Annotated in this window: 15 protein-coding genes and 1 tRNA gene; 14 read left to right on the top strand and 2 right to left on the bottom strand. The window is 45.1% G+C overall.

What is annotated here, in order from left to right:
- The first annotated feature begins 175 nt into the window (after positions 1–175).
- The 11 genes from aroQ to ACI882_RS00500 all read left to right on the top strand — a co-directional run bounded on the left by aroQ (position 176) and on the right by ACI882_RS00500 (position 11053).
- The gene (gene aroQ / locus ACI882_RS00550; protein WP_411744086.1) at positions 176–616 is read left to right on the top strand and encodes a type II 3-dehydroquinate dehydratase; all 441 of its coding nucleotides are present in this window, start codon (positions 176–178) and stop codon (positions 614–616) included.
- 30 nt (positions 617–646) lie between these two features.
- Positions 647–1126 (top strand): acetyl-CoA carboxylase biotin carboxyl carrier protein, encoded by a 480-nt coding sequence (gene accB / locus ACI882_RS00545; protein WP_411744085.1) that lies wholly within the window; start codon positions 647–649, stop codon positions 1124–1126.
- Positions 1127–1139: 13 nt separating this feature from the next.
- Positions 1140–2486 (top strand): acetyl-CoA carboxylase biotin carboxylase subunit, encoded by a 1347-nt coding sequence (gene accC, locus ACI882_RS00540; RefSeq protein WP_411744084.1) that lies wholly within the window; start codon positions 1140–1142, stop codon positions 2484–2486.
- A 134-nt stretch (positions 2487–2620) separates the two neighbouring features.
- A complete protein-coding gene (locus ACI882_RS00535) occupies positions 2621–3094 on the top strand; it encodes a divergent PAP2 family protein (RefSeq protein WP_411744083.1) in 474 nt (157 codons plus the stop codon).
- Between the two features lie 248 nt (positions 3095–3342).
- On the top strand, positions 3343–5190 hold the full coding sequence (gene ilvD / locus ACI882_RS00530; protein ID WP_411744082.1) for a dihydroxy-acid dehydratase: 1848 nt from the start codon (positions 3343–3345) through the stop codon (positions 5188–5190).
- 86 nt (positions 5191–5276) lie between these two features.
- Entirely contained in the window at positions 5277–6617 is a 1341-nt protein-coding gene (locus ACI882_RS00525; protein ID WP_411744081.1) for a hypothetical protein, read from the top strand.
- The gene (gene mutY / locus ACI882_RS00520; RefSeq protein WP_411744080.1) at positions 6589–7647 is read left to right on the top strand and encodes an A/G-specific adenine glycosylase; all 1059 of its coding nucleotides are present in this window, start codon (positions 6589–6591) and stop codon (positions 7645–7647) included. Before ACI882_RS00525 ends, mutY begins: the two co-directional genes overlap by 29 nt.
- Before the next feature lie 128 nt (positions 7648–7775).
- A complete protein-coding gene (locus ACI882_RS00515) occupies positions 7776–8048 on the top strand; it encodes an oxidative damage protection protein (RefSeq protein WP_411744079.1) in 273 nt (90 codons plus the stop codon).
- Between the two features lie 91 nt (positions 8049–8139).
- Positions 8140–10005 (top strand): PhoX family protein, encoded by a 1866-nt coding sequence (locus ACI882_RS00510; RefSeq protein ID WP_411748428.1) that lies wholly within the window; start codon positions 8140–8142, stop codon positions 10003–10005.
- A 217-nt stretch (positions 10006–10222) separates the two neighbouring features.
- Positions 10223–10564, top strand: coding sequence for a rhodanese-like domain-containing protein (locus ACI882_RS00505; protein WP_411745684.1), 342 nt, complete (start codon positions 10223–10225; stop codon positions 10562–10564).
- A 162-nt stretch (positions 10565–10726) separates the two neighbouring features.
- Positions 10727–11053 (top strand): PspC domain-containing protein, encoded by a 327-nt coding sequence (locus ACI882_RS00500; RefSeq protein ID WP_411745683.1) that lies wholly within the window; start codon positions 10727–10729, stop codon positions 11051–11053.
- A gap of 43 nt (positions 11054–11096) precedes the next feature.
- Here the strand turns inward: ACI882_RS00500 and ACI882_RS00495 are convergent, their stop codons facing one another.
- Positions 11097–12287 carry a methyl-accepting chemotaxis protein gene (locus ACI882_RS00495; RefSeq protein WP_411745682.1) on the bottom strand — a complete coding sequence of 397 codons (1191 nt, stop codon included), beginning with the start codon at positions 12285–12287 and terminating at the stop codon, positions 11097–11099.
- A gap of 293 nt (positions 12288–12580) precedes the next feature.
- Between ACI882_RS00495 and ACI882_RS00490 the strand changes: the two genes are divergently transcribed.
- Both ACI882_RS00490 and ACI882_RS00485 read left to right on the top strand, forming a co-directional pair.
- Positions 12581–12656: transfer RNA gene (locus ACI882_RS00490), tRNA-Phe, on the top strand.
- Positions 12657–12822: 166 nt separating this feature from the next.
- Complete coding sequence (locus ACI882_RS00485) at positions 12823–13323, top strand: glycine cleavage system protein R (RefSeq protein WP_411745681.1); 501 nt, start codon at positions 12823–12825, stop codon at positions 13321–13323.
- A 104-nt stretch (positions 13324–13427) separates the two neighbouring features.
- Here the strand turns inward: ACI882_RS00485 and ACI882_RS00480 are convergent, their stop codons facing one another.
- Positions 13428–14948 carry a DUF3360 family protein gene (locus ACI882_RS00480; protein WP_411745680.1) on the bottom strand — a complete coding sequence of 507 codons (1521 nt, stop codon included), beginning with the start codon at positions 14946–14948 and terminating at the stop codon, positions 13428–13430.
- Between the two features lie 338 nt (positions 14949–15286).
- Between ACI882_RS00480 and ACI882_RS00475 the strand changes: the two genes are divergently transcribed.
- The gene (locus tag ACI882_RS00475) at positions 15287–16207 is read left to right on the top strand and encodes a DMT family transporter (protein ID WP_411745679.1); all 921 of its coding nucleotides are present in this window, start codon (positions 15287–15289) and stop codon (positions 16205–16207) included.
- Positions 16208–16306 lie beyond the last annotated feature (99 nt).

The raw sequence follows: 16306 nt of genomic DNA, 5'->3' as shown, positions 1-16306 counted from the left end.
TCTGCCAATAGTCCAACAGTCATATTGTTAATCTATTTTCGGTTTTATGAACATTTTTCACAACTAAAATTCGTCTCACTAGTTGTTTGTGCAACTTAACCGCACTATCGTGTATCTTTAGCCGAAATTCGAAGTCATTTCGCGACAATAACTGATTCACATAAATGGATGGATAATGGCAAAATTACTGCTATTGAACGGCCCAAACCTAAATTTACTGGGGACTCGGGAGCCTGAAGTCTACGGCCATGAGACCTTAGAAGACATTTGCCTTGCCTTGACGCAACAAGCAAAAGCGCTTGGGCACCAGCTGGACTGCTTTCAAAGCAACCATGAAGGCGCCTTAATTGATCGTCTTCATACGACATTGGCAGACGATACCGACTTCATTTTGATCAATCCTGGTGCTTTCACACACACCAGCATTGCATTGAGGGATGCCTTTGCTGGCGTGAACAAACCTTTTATAGAACTGCATTTATCGAATGTGCACGCCAGAGAGGAGTTTCGCCAGCATTCTTATTTAGCCGCATTAGCCGTTGGAGTTATTGCCGGCTTTGGCAATAAAAGCTACGAACTTGCGCTACAAGCAGCACACAACCAACTAAATAAATAGAATTAACACTTTAATTCAGGGGTACAGATTATGGATATTCGTAAAGTTAAGAAACTGATTGAACTTTTAGAAGAATCGAACATTGATGAAATTGAAATAGCTGAAGGCGAAGAGTCTATTCGCATCAGTCGTACTTCTCGTTTAGCCGCTGCACAGCAGCAAATGCCAATGTATGCGCCTGCACCTGCACATTATGCAGCACCCGCGCCTGCACCTGTTGCGGCACCAGCTGCAGCGCCTACACAAGCAGCGTCTGTCGCGGCTTCTGAGCCTACTGGCCATAGCGTTAAATCACCTATGGTAGGAACTTTCTACGGTTCACCATCTCCGACTAGCCCTGCATTTGTTGAAGTCGGCCAAAAAGTAAATGCCGGCGACACGGTTTGTATCGTTGAAGCGATGAAGATGATGAACCAGATTGAGGCAGACAAAACCGGAACCGTTACTGCTATTTTAGTTGAAAATGGCGAGCCAGTAGAATTCGATCAACCATTGATCACCATCAGCTAACGGGAGCTTTCTCATGCTGAAAAAAGTATTAATTGCCAACCGAGGCGAAATTGCACTGCGTATCTTGCGCGCCTGTAAAGAACTCGGTATTAAAACGGTTGCAGTTCATTCAACCGCTGACCGTGAATTAAAGCACGTAAAGCTTGCTGATGAAGCCATCTGTATTGGCCCTGCGGCTTCAACCGATAGCTATTTGAACATTCCCGCTATTATTTCTGCCGCTGAAGTTAGCGACGTTGATGCTGTACACCCTGGCTATGGTTTTATGGCAGAACGTGCAGATTTTGCTGAGCAGCTGGAGAAATCTGGTTTTGTCTTTATTGGCCCAACCGCTGACTTAATCCGCCTCATGGGTGATAAAGTCTCTGCGATTAACGCCATGATCAAAGCAGGCGTCCCGACTGTTCCAGGCTCAAACGGCGCCGTACCTTCCGACCCAGAGCGTTGCAAAGAAATTGCCTTAAACATTGGTTACCCCGTCATTATTAAAGCGGCATCGGGTGGCGGTGGTCGCGGTATGCGCGTGGTTCATAAAGAAGCAGACCTACTTTCTTCAATACAAGTGACTCAAACAGAAGCAGCGGCTGCGTTCGGTGATGGTACCGTGTACATGGAGAAGTTTTTAACCAATCCTCGTCACGTAGAAGTTCAGGTGATAGCCGATGGCCAAGGCAACGCGATTCACTTAGGTGACCGTGACTGCTCATTGCAACGTCGTCACCAAAAAGTGCTTGAAGAAGCCCCTGCTCCGCACATCGATGAAGAAGCACGCCAAGGTGTCTTTGCCGCCTGTGTGAAAGCTTGTATCGATATTAATTATCGTGGTGCGGGTACGTTTGAATTTTTGTACGAAGACGGTCGTTATTACTTCATTGAAATGAATACCCGTGTACAGGTTGAACACCCTGTTTCAGAAATGGTAACTGGTGTTGATATCATCAAAGAGCAACTCTTAATTGCCTCTGGTAGACCGCTTTCAGTCAAACAAGAAGACGTTGTTATTCGCGGTCACTCTTTCGAATGTCGTATTAACGCAGAAGACCCAAAGACCTTTATGCCAAGCCCAGGCAAAATTACGCACTTCCATCCTCCGGGTGGCTTAGGTGTACGTTGGGACTCGCATATATATAGTGGTTATACGGTGCCGCCTTTTTACGACTCTATGATTGGTAAGTTAATTACCTTCGCTCCTACTCGTGCAGAAGCGTTATTACGTATGGCTTCTGCACTAGATGAACTAGTGATCAACGGCATCAAGACTAACATCGAATTGCATAAGAACTTAGTTCAAGATGTTGCGTTCGCCAAGGGTGGTGTCAATATTCACTACCTAGAGCACAAACTAAGTAATGAACAGTAAGTCATGAGCAACAAATAGCTTTAAATGTAATTACGCACCTACAGGTGCGTTTTTTTTGCCTTGCTGAAACAGCGCAATTCTTTACAAAATGCTCTACCCTATATTTAAATCAAAAATTGAGTTTAGTTAGAACTATGGAATTAATTTCATACCCGCTACTCGCTGCCATTGTCGGCAATTTAAGCGCCCAATTCGCGAAAGCCTTAGTCCAAGGCATATCAAAGCGCAGTTTTGCGCCAGATGTATTATTCGCCTCAGGCGGCATGCCCAGTAGCCACTCAGCATCTGTTGCGGCATTAGCCATGGCCATTGGCTTGCAAGACGGCTTTGACAGCAGCTTATTTGCCATTGCACTCACCCTAACCGGTGTCGTGGCATACGATGCCATGGGCGTTCGCCTAGCCGCAGGCAAACACGCTGCCGCCCTCAACATTCTAGTCCAAGAATTCAAAGAACTCGCCGAGCTAGCCAAAGAAAACCGCCCCGACAAAGGCATGATCATGATCCGCCACTTCCACGAACGCATCGGCCACAGCGTCAGCGAAGTCTTCGCAGGCTTAACCTTCGGCGCCGCGGTCGCTTATGGGGTTTTTCAGCTTTATTTTTAGGGTTGGAAAATCGGTTTTGGGCTGCGAGCTGCGAGCTGCGAGCTGCGGGCTGCGGGCTGCAAGTTTGATATGTGATATGACCCCACTAAAGTAGACACTGTTTTATCTTTAACCCGAAGCTCGAAGCTCACGGACGCCTAAAAGGCGCCGTTCCATCCCCACGCAACACCAAATTGCGTAAATCACACTAACAGTTTTGGTGAAGTTGGTTAGAATGGGGGTACTTACGTAAAGCGCAGGATATAACCATGCCTATATATCGTTCCAAAACAACTACTTCAGGCCGCAATATGGCCGGTGCACGTGCCTTGTGGCGTGCGACGGGAATGAAAGACGACGATTTCCAAAAACCTATTATTGCAGTGGTCAACAGCTTCACACAATTTGTACCGGGTCATGTTCATTTAAAAGATATGGGTCAGCTGGTCGCGCGTGAAATTGAAAAGGCGGGCGGCGTTGCTAAAGAATTTAATACCATTGCGGTCGATGATGGCATCGCGATGGGTCACGATGGCATGTTGTACAGCTTACCATCGCGCGAAATTATCGCGGATTCAGTTGAATACATGGTCAACGCGCATTGCGCCGATGCCATGGTGTGTATTTCAAACTGCGATAAAATCACCCCTGGAATGTTGATGGCCGCGCTGCGCATTAACATCCCAGTAATCTTTGTCTCTGGCGGACCAATGGAAGCGGGTAAAACCAAGCTTTCTGAACATGCGCTCGATTTAGTTGATGCCATGGTCATCGCGGCTGACGACACTGCAAGCGATGAAAAAGTTGCAGAATATGAACGCAGTGCTTGCCCTACATGTGGTTCTTGTTCGGGTATGTTTACCGCAAACTCAATGAATTGCTTAACCGAAGCCATTGGTCTTTCGTTGCCAGGCAATGGCACCACGCTAGCCACTCACTCTGATCGCCGTCGTTTGTTTGAAGAAGCAGGCCATCGCATTGTTGCGATTACCCGTGATTACTATGAGAACGACAACGATCGCGTTCTCCCGCGCTCAATCGCTAGCTTTAAAGCCTTTGAAAATGCTATGGCTCTAGATATTGCCATGGGTGGCTCTACGAACACTATCTTGCATTTACTGGCAGCAGCACAAGAAGCCGAAGTGGATTTCACATTAAAAGACATAGACCGTATGTCGCATTTGGTGCCACAGCTATGCAAGGTTGCACCCAATACGCCTGAGTACCACGTTGAAGACGTTCATCGCGCTGGCGGTATCTTCGGAATTTTGGGTGAGTTGAATCGTGCTGGTAAATTACATGCAGACCTCCCGACCGTTCATTCGAACACCATGGCTGAAGCCCTAGAAAAATGGGACATCATGTCAAACAATGATGCCGCCGTTGCCGAATTTTATAAGGCCGGTCCTGCAGGTATTCCAACGCAAGTTGCGTTCAGCCAATCGACTCGCTGGCCAACATTAGATGGCGACCGAGCAAATGGCTGTATTCGCTCCATTGAGAATGCGTTCAGTTTAGAAGGCGGTTTAGCCGTACTTTACGGCAACATTGCGCAAGATGGCTGTGTGGTCAAAACCGCCGGTGTTGACGAAAGCATTTTAAAATTCAATGGCAAAGCACGCATTTTTGAAAGCCAAGATGCCTCAGTTGCGGCTATTTTAGCCGATGAAGTGCACGAAGGTGACGTTGTCATTATTCGTTATGAAGGGCCTAAAGGTGGTCCGGGTATGCAAGAAATGCTTTACCCAACCAGCTACTTAAAGTCTAAAGGCCTTGGTAAAGCGTGCGCGTTATTGACTGATGGTCGGTTCTCTGGCGGAACCAGTGGCTTGTCCATTGGCCATGCATCGCCAGAAGCCGCTGCAGGCGGTAACATTGGCTTAATAGAAGAAGGTGATCTCATTGAAATTGATATCCCTAACCGAAGTATCAATGTTGCGCTAAGCGATGACATACTGGCACAACGCCGCACCGCAATGGATGCCAAGGGCAAAGCAGCGTGGAAGCCAGTTGAGAAGCGTGAGCGCAAAGTAACTCTAGCGTTAAAAGCCTATGCGTTATTAGCGACGAGTGCCGACAAAGGCGCTGTACGTAATGCGCAAATGCTTGACGACTAACAAGCTTCTTTAGCAAAAAATCGCTATAATATGTCTTTTCAAACAAAACGGGGTTCGCCCCGTTTTTTCTGTCTTGAGGATTATTAGTGCAAATTATTTCAGTACGACGAGTCATTCTAATCGGGCTAAGCATCACCCTACTTTTATCCGCATTTGTCAGCTTCAATATTTTACGTTTTGACAGCGAAAGCTGGCTTAAAAGCCAGACTGAAGCCTCTGACCTAGCTAACCTACATCTTCCTACACCTTTAAAACAAGGAACCTTTAATACTAAGCTGGTGTGGAATAATTTAAGTCTAGAGCTAGATGATGAGAGTTACTTTGAAACTGAACAACTTAGCGTGCAGCTAAATAGCCTATCTATTTTGCTCGGCCAACCGCAAATAGAATCCATTACTTTAAAGGCACCTTATCTAGAGACTTCAAAAAGCGCAGTCACGGTGCAACAATTAAGAATACCCGTAGCGCTGGGCATAAAAGAACTTTCAATCGTCGATGCTCTCGTAGTCATCGGACCAACAGAATTGCATGAAGTCCAGGTTGGCATGATCAAGAACGGCAGCTTTGGTGAATATTCAATGCAAACATCGGGCTACATACGGCAAGACGTTCTGGATATTAGTTTTGGTTACTCTGCTCAACTGAGTATCGATGGTGACAAAAATATCCGATTAAGCAATAACACGCTTGAAAGCCGACTTAACCTAGACCAAAGCACTGGACGCTTGGTAGGTAAAATCAAAAGCCTTTCTCTTGCACCCAATAACGATTTATCAATGAGCTTTGTGTCTTGGTCTTCTCAATGGCAGCAAAGCTTACATCAAGCGATCCCAAGTGAATTCGATTTCGCAGGCGGCTTAGAAGCAGGTAACTTTAAGGCGGCCCAGTGGAATTTAACCATGCTCGATGCTGCTCTCGCCTTCCGCGACACAGACAACATTGGCCATACCTATACCTTGCAATCTACTCAAGCCAATACGCTTAATGAGTCAGTGACGGGTCAACTCAGCGTGTCGATTTTGACTGAAAAACCCGAGGCCGTTAACACTGTTGATGATTGGCAAAGCTACAATTTAGTTATGTCGGGTGCGATCAATAACAACCAACCTTTACTATCATGGTCATTGCCTGAATTTCGTTTAGCTTTTATTAATGGAAACAATGAACGTATCTCCCATAACATTGCATTGCGCACCATTGACATTGACCCGACCGCACAACATTGGCTTATGGACGATGGTGATTGGAACCAGTTCTTAAACGACACCAATACCGCCGGCTATGGTTTTGGAAAAATTACCGGCCAGTGGCCCTCCATGAAAATACTTGAAGGCCCTGCTGTTGCCCAAAATTTGCAATACGCTTTAAATTTACTTTCTTCTGATTTGGTAACCCTTAATGCATTGTTCCGCCACTTGGTTCAGTAAACAGGTTTTAACTTGGTACGATGAGTTTGGCCGCAAAACCTTACCTTGGCTGCAAGGTAAAACGGCTTATCGTGTTTGGGTTTCTGAAATAATGTTGCAGCAAACTCAGGTTGCAACCGTCATCCCTTATTTCGAACGGTTTATGGAGCGGTTTCCAACCGTAGATGCACTCGCCAATGCGCCACAAGATGATGTATTGCATTTATGGACTGGCTTAGGTTACTACGCTCGTGCACGCAATTTACACAAAGCCGCACAGCAAATTATGAGTGATTATAACGGCGAATTTCCGCAACAAGCCGAGCAACTTATTGAATTGCCGGGTATCGGCCGATCTACCGCTGGAGCTATTGCAAGTTCGGTCTTTGATCAACACGCCGCTATTTTAGATGGCAATGTTAAGCGAGTACTTGCCCGTTTCTTTGCGTTAGAAGAATGGCCTGGCACAACTGACAGCCAAAACAAATTATGGGCTTGGAGCGAAGCGTTAACACCTAAAAAGCGCACCGCAGATTACAACCAAGTAATGATGGATTTAGGCGCCATGGTTTGCACTCGCTCTAAACCCAAGTGCAATCAATGCCCACTGGCTAAAAAATGCATCGCCTTGGCGAGCGAACAAACAACAGTGCTCCCTATTTCAAAACCTAAAAAAGAAAAACCCAGCAAAAGCACCTATATGTTAATGCTACAGGGCTCAGATGGGCGCGTTAAATTGGTACAGCGCCCTCCAACTGGTATATGGGGCGGGTTGTTTAGCTTTCCTGAATTCGAAACCTTAAAGGCACTTGAGGAATACACCCAAAGGCTTGATGTCTATCAGCATTTAGATTGGAACAGCTTTCGTCATACCTTTAGTCACTATCATCTTGATATTTGGCCAATCCAGGTAATTTTAAATACCTTACCCGATCAAATAGAAGAAGCGAACACAATCTGGTATCAGCCAAAACTAAGCGACTCTGAACAACAAATTGGCCTGCCAGCGCCAGCTGTGCAACTACTTAAAAAGCTAGAGCAAGCCATGTAATAATTCCCTAGTAAAAACCAACAGCTAGATTAATTACCCTGTAGGACCTAACATTAAGGTATACAGGTCACTACTCGCAACAACACAATTTTATTGCGCGATAAAGCATTAACAGTGGAGAGCACCTAATGACCAGAATGGTAGATTGTTCAAAATATAAAAAACCAATGCCAGGACTAGAGCGACCACCTTTCCCCGGTCCTAAAGGTTTAGAAATTTTTGAAACCGTTTCGAAAGATGCCTGGAATGAATGGCAAGAACACCAGACTCGTTTGATCAACGAGAAGCAACTAACCGTCACCGACCCTTCCGCTCGTACTTATTTAATGACTCAAATGACACTGTTTTTAACCGGTCAAGATTATGATGCCGCTGAAGGCTATGTACCTGAAGAAGACTAACGTTTCATAAAGCTGACATATTTGTGTCACCTAGCCGTCATAAATATCTTCCATACTTTTCTCATTAATTAACTAATATGAGAAAAGTATTATGGAAAACGATCAACACAAAACCGTTGCATTCGACTCTATTCTTGAAAAAGCAGTATCGCGCCGTAGTATTATAAAATCCGGTGGTGCCATTGGTGCCACAAGTTTTCTAGGGGGCGCATCTGCATTAGCCAGTGCGGCCACTCAAGCAACATTTTTAATGGGTTTTGAGCAAGTAGCTGCCTCAACTGCAGATGAGATAACACTGCCTCCGGGCTATAATCACGAGATACTAGTGGCTTGGGGCGACCCAATCATCAAGGGTGGCTCAAAATTTTCGGTTAAAAACGATGCACAAGACCAACTTCTGCAGTTTGGCGATAACACCGACGGCATGAGCATTTTTCATTTAAACAATAAAAACGGCGGACTGGATGAAAGCCGCGCAGTTATGGCCGTCAACAGTGAGTACATCAATAAAGAGTTTATGCACACGCATAAAGGCGAAAGCATGACCGCCGACGATGTAAAAAAAGAAATCTTTGCCCACGGTGTAAACGTTTTTGAAATCAATAAAAATAAAAAAGGCACTTGGAAAGTAAATAAAAACTCACCATTGAACCGACGATTACATGGCGATGCCGATGAGTTCGTTATGACAGGCCCAGTGACGGGTCACCCTTTACTACAAACTCTGGCAGACCCAAGTGGCGCAAATATTCGTGGCACACTAAATAACTGCGGGAATGGTCAAACACCGTGGGGCACTTATATTACCTGTGAAGAAAACTTCAACGGTTACTTTGGCGCTCCCAAAGGTACTCCACTAAGCAAAGAGCAATTGGCCTACGGTTTATCAGAAAATGGTTTTGATTATAACTGGTGGCAAACTGAAGATCGCTTCAACATGGCTAAACACCCGAACGAAGCAAATCGCTTTGGTTGGATTGTCGAAATTGATCCAATGGACCCAAGCTCGAAAGCGAAAAAACGCTCCGCATTAGGTCGTTTCAAACACGAAAACGCAGCCATTACTTTAGCCGCCAATGGTAAAGCGGTTGTCTACATGGGTGATGATGAGCGTGGTGAGTTTATCTACAAATTCGTCTCACAGGAATCTTACATTGAGGGTGATCGAGCTCATAACATGCGCCTACTTGATGAAGGAACTCTTTATGCCGCAAAATTTAACGACAACGGTTCAGGCGAATGGCTAGAATTAAGTTTCGGTAAAAATGGCTTAACGCCTACTAATGGCTTTAAAGACGAAGCCTATGTATTAGTCTACGCTCGTTTAGCCGCGCGCTTTGTAGGTGCCACCACTATGGATCGGCCTGAGTGGGTTGCCTGTCATCCATCTTCACCGATGGTGTTTTGCACCCTCACCAACAACAAATACCGCGGCGAAAAAGATTCACAGCCATTAAACGCCGCAAACCCGCGCGCAACCAATCCATTTGGTCATATAGTACGCTGGGTACCTGAAAACCGTGATCACACGTCTAATCGTTTTGGTTGGGATATGTTCGCGATGGCCGGCAACCCAAATACCCAAACCGGCCTAATGGCCGGCAGTGATAACGTCAACGCCGACAACATGTTTAACAGCCCTGACGGTCTAGCGTTTGATGCAGATGGTCGTTTGTGGATACAGACCGATGGCAACTATCAAAACGAAGGCATCTTTGCGGGCCAAGGTAACAATCAAATGCTCTGCGCCGACCCTGTCACCGGACACATTCGCCGCTTCTTAGTTGGGCCAAAGCAATGTGAAGTAACCGGAATTTCGTTTTCAAACGATCAGCGCACAGTCTTTGTTGGCATTCAGCACCCAGGCACAGACTGGCCAAACGCCGATAAAGACGGCGTGCCCCGCTCTGCAGTCGTCGCGATTCGCAAAGACGATGGTGGTATTATTGGCAGTTAAGTTAACAGTTTAGAAGTGACAAGGAAGTTCACAGAATAAATTCATCAGCCTGTTTGGCTAACCTTAGGGTTAGCCTTTTTTTATTTATGAATCCCCTGTCAAGCCTGCAATACCCGAGTTACATTAAGAACTGCAATTCAGTCACCTCGAGAAAGAGCTCGACAACCAATCCAATAGTTAATTAGAATAGCCTAATATAAAATTACAAGGTTCACACATGAAACAATTGGCTGGCATTTTATTCTTCGTACTGTCACTTTCGGCTTGTGCCAGTGATTCAGTAGACATTCAACAGTGGGCACAAACTGGCGTTATTATCGACACCCGAACGATAGAGGAGTGGAACAGCGGCCATTTAGAAGGTGCTACGTTAATCCCTTTTGACATTATTGGCGCTAATATCAACGCCGTCGCTGCCACCAAAGAAACGCCTATCTTACTTTACTGCCGAAGTGGCAATCGTGCGGGGGTTGCTGAAGAAACCTTACGCAATTTAGGTTATACCAACGTCATTAACCTTGGCGGTATGTCTACGGCCAAAAAGGCACTGGACCAGTAAACAGCATGGTGAAAATGACCAATTTTGATGGTTAATTTCACCATTACTAAAAAAAACAGATGCATTCCTCCTCTACAAGCCTTATAAATTGGCATTGCACAATTGGCACAAACCTTGAAATAGATTAGATGTCCCATCAATATTATTTTAAGGAAGAAGACCATGAGTGCATCTACAGACACACTAAACAACCAAAAACGCGCCTTCCAGTCTAAACGTTCAAAAGGCTGGGGCATGGGCCTATACCGCAATACTGATGACGCCAAAGTGGCCGGTGTTTGTTCTGGTATTGCAGAATATATAGAAATGGATAAAGGTTTGCTGCGTATATTAACCCTAGCCAGCGTGCTCTTTACCTCGGGCGGCTCGGCCATTTTATACGGTGCGGCTTGGTTGGCTTTGTCACCAAGGCCAGAACATCTCGAAGAGTCGGCTGGAACGCAAAGTGACACCACTAGCCGAACGCACGATGACACCGAGCAAAGCTAATCAGCTTGCTTAAGAAGTGCTTTAAAGTGACAAGGACGTCGCGTTAAAGCTTATATTCTGACAAAACGACTTCCATGCCATCAACCATCGCCTCCACTTTGTCAGAAGACGCTAAGGTAGACTGTGCAATCGCAACAGTTGCTTCGCCAATACCTACAATACCATCCATATTGGTTTCAATTTTTTGAAATACTTTATTTTGCGAGACTGCCTCTTCGCTAATATTGTGATTCATGGTCTTCAGGGCTTCGATATGTTCATGTACCTTAGCAAACATGTCATTAGCGGCTTTAATATCGACAGTAGTCTCGGTCATATTTTGACGCGCCTTATCCAACGTCTCGATAGTTTGCTGAGTTCCGGCCTCCAAGCTTCCAACTGTTGTCGCAATTTCACCAGTAGAGGCCTGTGTTCGCGTAGCGAGTGATCTTACCTCATCTGCAACAACGGCAAAGCCACGACCCTGTTCACCCGCTCTCGCGGCTTCTATGGCTGCGTTCAAGGCTAACAAGTTAGTTTGTTCAGCAATGCCTCTAATTTCATTAAGCATCTGGCTTATTGCCTGGGTATCTGCGGCCAGCTTGGCAGAGAAACTTGCAGTACCATGCAGCTCAGTTTCTAGACTCTGAATACTCTGCTGCGCCTTGGTCATTAATTGAAAACCCTGTAACGATACCCCGTCTACTTCGATAGCCGTTCCACAGGCTTGCTCGGCAGTATCACTCACTAGTTTATTGTGTTCTGTCGCGAAATGCAGATCATCTAAAACCGCTTCTGATTTGGCTTGTTGAGATTGGACGCCTTCGCTTAACTGCGCACTGTTTTCTCGCATGGAATGAGAGTTTTCACATAAAACGTTAACCGACGAATTAACACTGTTCATAAGCTGCCGCATATCTACTGCCATGCTGTTAAAGCTACTGATTATATCGCCAATCATATCGTCACTGTTAAGATTGCACTGCTTAGTTAAGTCTTTATTTGAGAACTGTTGCGCTACTACCGAAATTTGCTTCAATTTCACCAACAGCATTTTGTGCATGATGGCATAGCTTGCAACCCCCATCACCAAACCGGCCATGACACACAACGCCGCAAACACACCCAGCAAGCCAGGCTTAAATTCAACAAACAATGAGGCAAAGAATGGGAACACCGCCCCAATCACAAGGCCGAACGTTAAAAATGAAATTAACGTCTTAGAAAGTATGCTGCGCCGATTAAACAGTTTCATGATTACCCTTAGTGATCAAAAATAACCCTACCTATAGGGTTGTCGCCTTTAGACTAGCAAACTTTAGGAATAATACTCATAAAGGCGAGTTACTCTTAAAATTACAGCGACCTTCTAAAAAGCGATGAGGTGAACTCACTTTTCTAATAAAAACCAATAAAACTGAACAATTTTCATCCAAAAAAGGTATTTTTATCAAAAGAATCAATAATTTAGCAAAAAAGGTATTGACGACCTCGACGAAAATCCGTTTAATACGCCCCCGTTGACGAGATGAATTTCAAGCCAACATTGCCCAGATAGCTCAGTCGGTAGAGCAGGGGACTGAAAATCCCCGTGTCCGTGGTTCGATTCCGCGTCTGGGCACCATTAAATTTCACGAAGAAGCCTGCAGCAATGTGGGCTTTTTTGTGCCTGTTAGAAAATGAAATACCCCTTTCTTTGACATAACCCTCTAAAACTCAATCCTAAATCAGCTATATTGAGTTGTTATCTATAGTTCCCTAAATTAGTCCCCAGCAAAGGAGTCGTTATCATGAATGTTCAAGTTCTTATTACCATTACCGGCATGGATCAAGCTGACTTAGTTAAAACCCTTTCTCATAAAACACACGCGTTAGGGGGGAAGTGGTTAAACAGTAAAATATCTCATATAGATCACTATATGGCTGGGTTAATTAAGGTGGAGTTGCCTAAGTTACAACTGCACGCTTTGCTAGAAGAGTTTAGAGCTTTGCCTATTCAGGTTGAATGGGTCGAACTTGAGAAAACAGCTGCAAAAACGAAACAATTGCAATTATCGATTGATACAAAAGATCGTGCGGGCTTGGTGCGTGATATTTCTGAAATATTAAGCAACAATTCGGTGGTTGTAGACAGCATGGAATGTAACAGAGTTGGAGTTTCTGGCATCAGTGATGTTGTTTTCACTAGCCGCTTTCTCCTTTCTGTTAGCGAGAACTTTGACCCGCAAGTACTAACAAGTTCATTGCAAGAAATGCAAGATGAACTATTGATTGATATCACTGCGGCTTGATACTGCACCGCTCCATTGAGTTTCACTAGGTTGGCTAAACTAAATTAGAAAGGCGCTGAATTCAGCGCCTTTTATTTTTTGTATTTGATGGTCATAGCAATTGTTTAGAACAACGCCAGCAAACCATATTGAGATTCGAACATTCCAACCGCGAGCATTGCGCCGAGACACACAAGCAATACTAAGCTAGGTATTACAAGCTTATCCACTTTCGATAACCGCTTAGCGCGCTCTGTATCGCCAATGAGCCCATTGTTATCCAGTAACATGGCTAAGGCCCAAGCTAACACTGGATTGAAAACCGCGGCGGTAAAAATGCAAATACCAGCCGATTGCGAGTCTTTAGTGCTCTTAATCATTTGCATACCGGCTTCCAGTAACGGCAAAAACACCCCAACCAATAACGCAATGCGCATAACCGGCGGCCATACGGCGACGTCCATTGGGAAACCGAGTATAGCGATAATAATACACAGAGAACCCAGCAAAATGGCACCGCCAGGAATTGGGCGTTTTGCGATAGCAGCAGGAATCATGTAGGTGCCCCATGATGAGGTAATGTTGCCACCGCCGACGGCGGTTCCAACCACCTGGCGAATAGAGCACATGGTCATGGTGTCATCAACATCCATTAACACTTTTTCAGTATTTTTTGGGTAGTTCAGTTCTTGGAAAATTCGGTGGCCTAAGAAATCGGGTGACCACATGGCAACGGCCAAAATTGCAAAGGGTAATGATGCAATGAAGTGCTGTAAATTGGGTAACCCCAGCATCCAACCTTCGGTGGTGCTGCCCCACCAGTAAACAGGGTTTAAATTAGGCAGCCCCATTTTGGTTTCAAAGGTTAGGTCAAACCCTGCACCGAGTATCAGGGCGACTAATAAACCGGTAATTGCACAGGCTGGAATAGCTAGCCAACGTTTATTGATCTTAGCAAGGAATGCATAAAGAACGATGTTTATCGCGAGAACCACCAAACCGATATAACCCATACTGCCCGCGGCAATTTCTGCAGAGTGCAAGCCTTTGGCCCAAATTTGAATTTGGTCTATTTGACTGAATGCGCCGGTAAAGCCTAAAAACACCAGCAAGCCACCGGCTACACCTTGGCTGGTTAAATTAACCAGCTTAGAGCCGCCTTTAAAATAACTCAGCATCAAGCCAAATACGCCTAATAAAATGGCCAGAGCGAGTGGGTGCGCGCCCGCTAATGCAATAGCGCCAATGAGAGGAATCATTGGGCCATGGTTACCAGCAAGGTTTGCCCGAGGGTTAAAAAAGCCAGACGCCATAATACAAAAGAGTAAAGCTGGAATAAGCATTTCAACGCGTGCCACTTCAATGGCAAAGCTTTTGCCTAAGGTGATGTGGGCCCATTGCGCGGTGAGTCCATCGGCCCAGGACATCATGACCGCAGAGTACATGGCAATAATACCTATGGTACCGGCAATAGCTGGAACAAGGTCTTCCCATTCAAAGCGGAAATCACGACCCGGCAGGTTTAGCCGATAGCGTCGTGGTTGCATAATTTGTAATTCATGGTCTAAGTAGTCTGAACGAGTTTTAAAGTCGCTGGCAGGTTTGTGTAAATCGCTGTAGCTTTTGGATTGATTAGCTTCCGTCATTTAGGAAGATCTCCGGTGCTGTTAAAAAGTGAATTTCGTAGCAACAATTTTAAAGGTTCGACCTCACCAGCACCCCGTTTGGATAATAGAAGTAGCTGGGGCTAGGCAGTCCAAACTGCCATTGCTCAAGAGCTAGCAGCTTCACTTTAAAAATGATATGCAATTAAAAAAATAAGATTGAACATTAACAAATTTATCCAGCCATTCTTTAGAGCTAGGTCAAGCAAATAGCAGACTGGCCAACAAAATTAGCACTCTTAGCCTTTTGAATGAGGCTCAAGCTCTTTCTGATGTGCTATCCTCTTGGTACCAAGTTCTCATTCTTTATAAGTTACTCAATGCCGAATAGAAACGCTCATCACTTCCCCCAATGGCTCGCTGTAACGCTTCTCATTAGTGTTGCTACCATGTTTGCCGGTAACCATGTCGCGGCTCGGTTAGCTTTTGACAATGGTGCTGGTCTGATCATTGCGCTGTTAGCTCGGAGTGGTTTTGCCTTTGTGATCATGGCCAGTTTAGTTATTTGGCAGGGGCATTCCATTCGTATTCCTAGAGGAAAACGTCGTTTCCAGTTACTGCTGGGGTTAATGATTACACTACAAAGCCTTTCGCTCTACTCCTCTGTTGCGCGCATCCCTGTGCCTATCGCGTTGTTGCTGATTAACTCCTGGCCTATTATTTATACCCTTTTGAACTGGGTTTTATCGGGCGTGAAACCAACCGGCCGTTTTATCTTTATTATGGTAACAATACTGTTTGGTTTGTTACTGGTGCTGGATATTCCTAGTTGGTTCAATAGCCAGGAGCCCATTGAGGGTGATTGGTTTACAGGTATTGCCCTCGGTGCTCTGTCTGCTGTTTTTCTTGCGATTGCCATGCGATTGATGGATTACCAATTATCACAAATGACAGGTTCTGTGCGCAGCGGGTTTTCAATGCTGTTTGTCGTGCTCGTTCTATTTGTTATTGGTATCGCCGATGTTGTGCCTAACGGTATGGCATTGCCTGTCAATGGCATGGGCTGGGTAGGCTTAAGTGCCTTGGCTCTACTTTATGGAACGGCCTCTTCTATTTTATTTATCTCATTGCCTAAGCTGAACATGGCACGTAATTCTCCAATTGTGAACTTTGAACCGGTTGCAGCCTTATTCTTAAGTTTTTGGATTCTTAACCAAGCGCTTTCGCCTATTCAGTTAGTCGGTGGTGCCGTGGTTATGTCTGGTATAGTATTGCTCAGTTTCTCTAAACGTCCGCAATAATAAGAAAGTAAGTGATATTAAAATCATGCTTACCTTACTGAAGTTTTCATAAATGCAGCCGATAGTCTTATAAGTTAATGGATGAATATTACGAGACTA

This window comes from Reinekea sp. (assembly GCF_046710285.1).
GTDB lineage: Bacteria > Pseudomonadota > Gammaproteobacteria > Pseudomonadales > Natronospirillaceae > Reinekea.
This window is presented reverse-complemented; position numbering and strand designations above follow the sequence as displayed.

Excerpts from the sequence above, each read along its gene's own strand:
- ACI882_RS00505 (WP_411745684.1), top strand. The coding sequence starts at position 10,223 with ATGAAACAATTGGCTGGCATTTTATTCTTCGTACTGTCACTTTCGGCT.
- accC (WP_411744084.1), top strand. The coding sequence starts at position 1,140 with ATGCTGAAAAAAGTATTAATTGCCAACCGAGGCGAAATTGCACTGCGT.
- ACI882_RS00510 (WP_411748428.1), top strand. The coding sequence starts at position 8,140 with ATGGAAAACGATCAACACAAAACCGTTGCATTCGACTCTATTCTTGAA.
- ACI882_RS00480 (WP_411745680.1), bottom strand. The coding sequence starts at position 14,948 with ATGACGGAAGCTAATCAATCCAAAAGCTACAGCGATTTACACAAACCT.
- ACI882_RS00495 (WP_411745682.1), bottom strand. The coding sequence starts at position 12,287 with ATGAAACTGTTTAATCGGCGCAGCATACTTTCTAAGACGTTAATTTCA.
- ACI882_RS00500 (WP_411745683.1), top strand. The coding sequence starts at position 10,727 with ATGAGTGCATCTACAGACACACTAAACAACCAAAAACGCGCCTTCCAG.
- ACI882_RS00535 (WP_411744083.1), top strand. The coding sequence starts at position 2,621 with ATGGAATTAATTTCATACCCGCTACTCGCTGCCATTGTCGGCAATTTA.
- mutY (WP_411744080.1), top strand. The coding sequence starts at position 6,589 with ATGCATTGTTCCGCCACTTGGTTCAGTAAACAGGTTTTAACTTGGTAC.
- ilvD (WP_411744082.1), top strand. The coding sequence starts at position 3,343 with ATGCCTATATATCGTTCCAAAACAACTACTTCAGGCCGCAATATGGCC.
- ACI882_RS00515 (WP_411744079.1), top strand. The coding sequence starts at position 7,776 with ATGACCAGAATGGTAGATTGTTCAAAATATAAAAAACCAATGCCAGGA.
- ACI882_RS00475 (WP_411745679.1), top strand. The coding sequence starts at position 15,287 with ATGCCGAATAGAAACGCTCATCACTTCCCCCAATGGCTCGCTGTAACG.
- aroQ (WP_411744086.1), top strand. The coding sequence starts at position 176 with ATGGCAAAATTACTGCTATTGAACGGCCCAAACCTAAATTTACTGGGG.
- accB (WP_411744085.1), top strand. The coding sequence starts at position 647 with ATGGATATTCGTAAAGTTAAGAAACTGATTGAACTTTTAGAAGAATCG.
- ACI882_RS00485 (WP_411745681.1), top strand. The coding sequence starts at position 12,823 with ATGAATGTTCAAGTTCTTATTACCATTACCGGCATGGATCAAGCTGAC.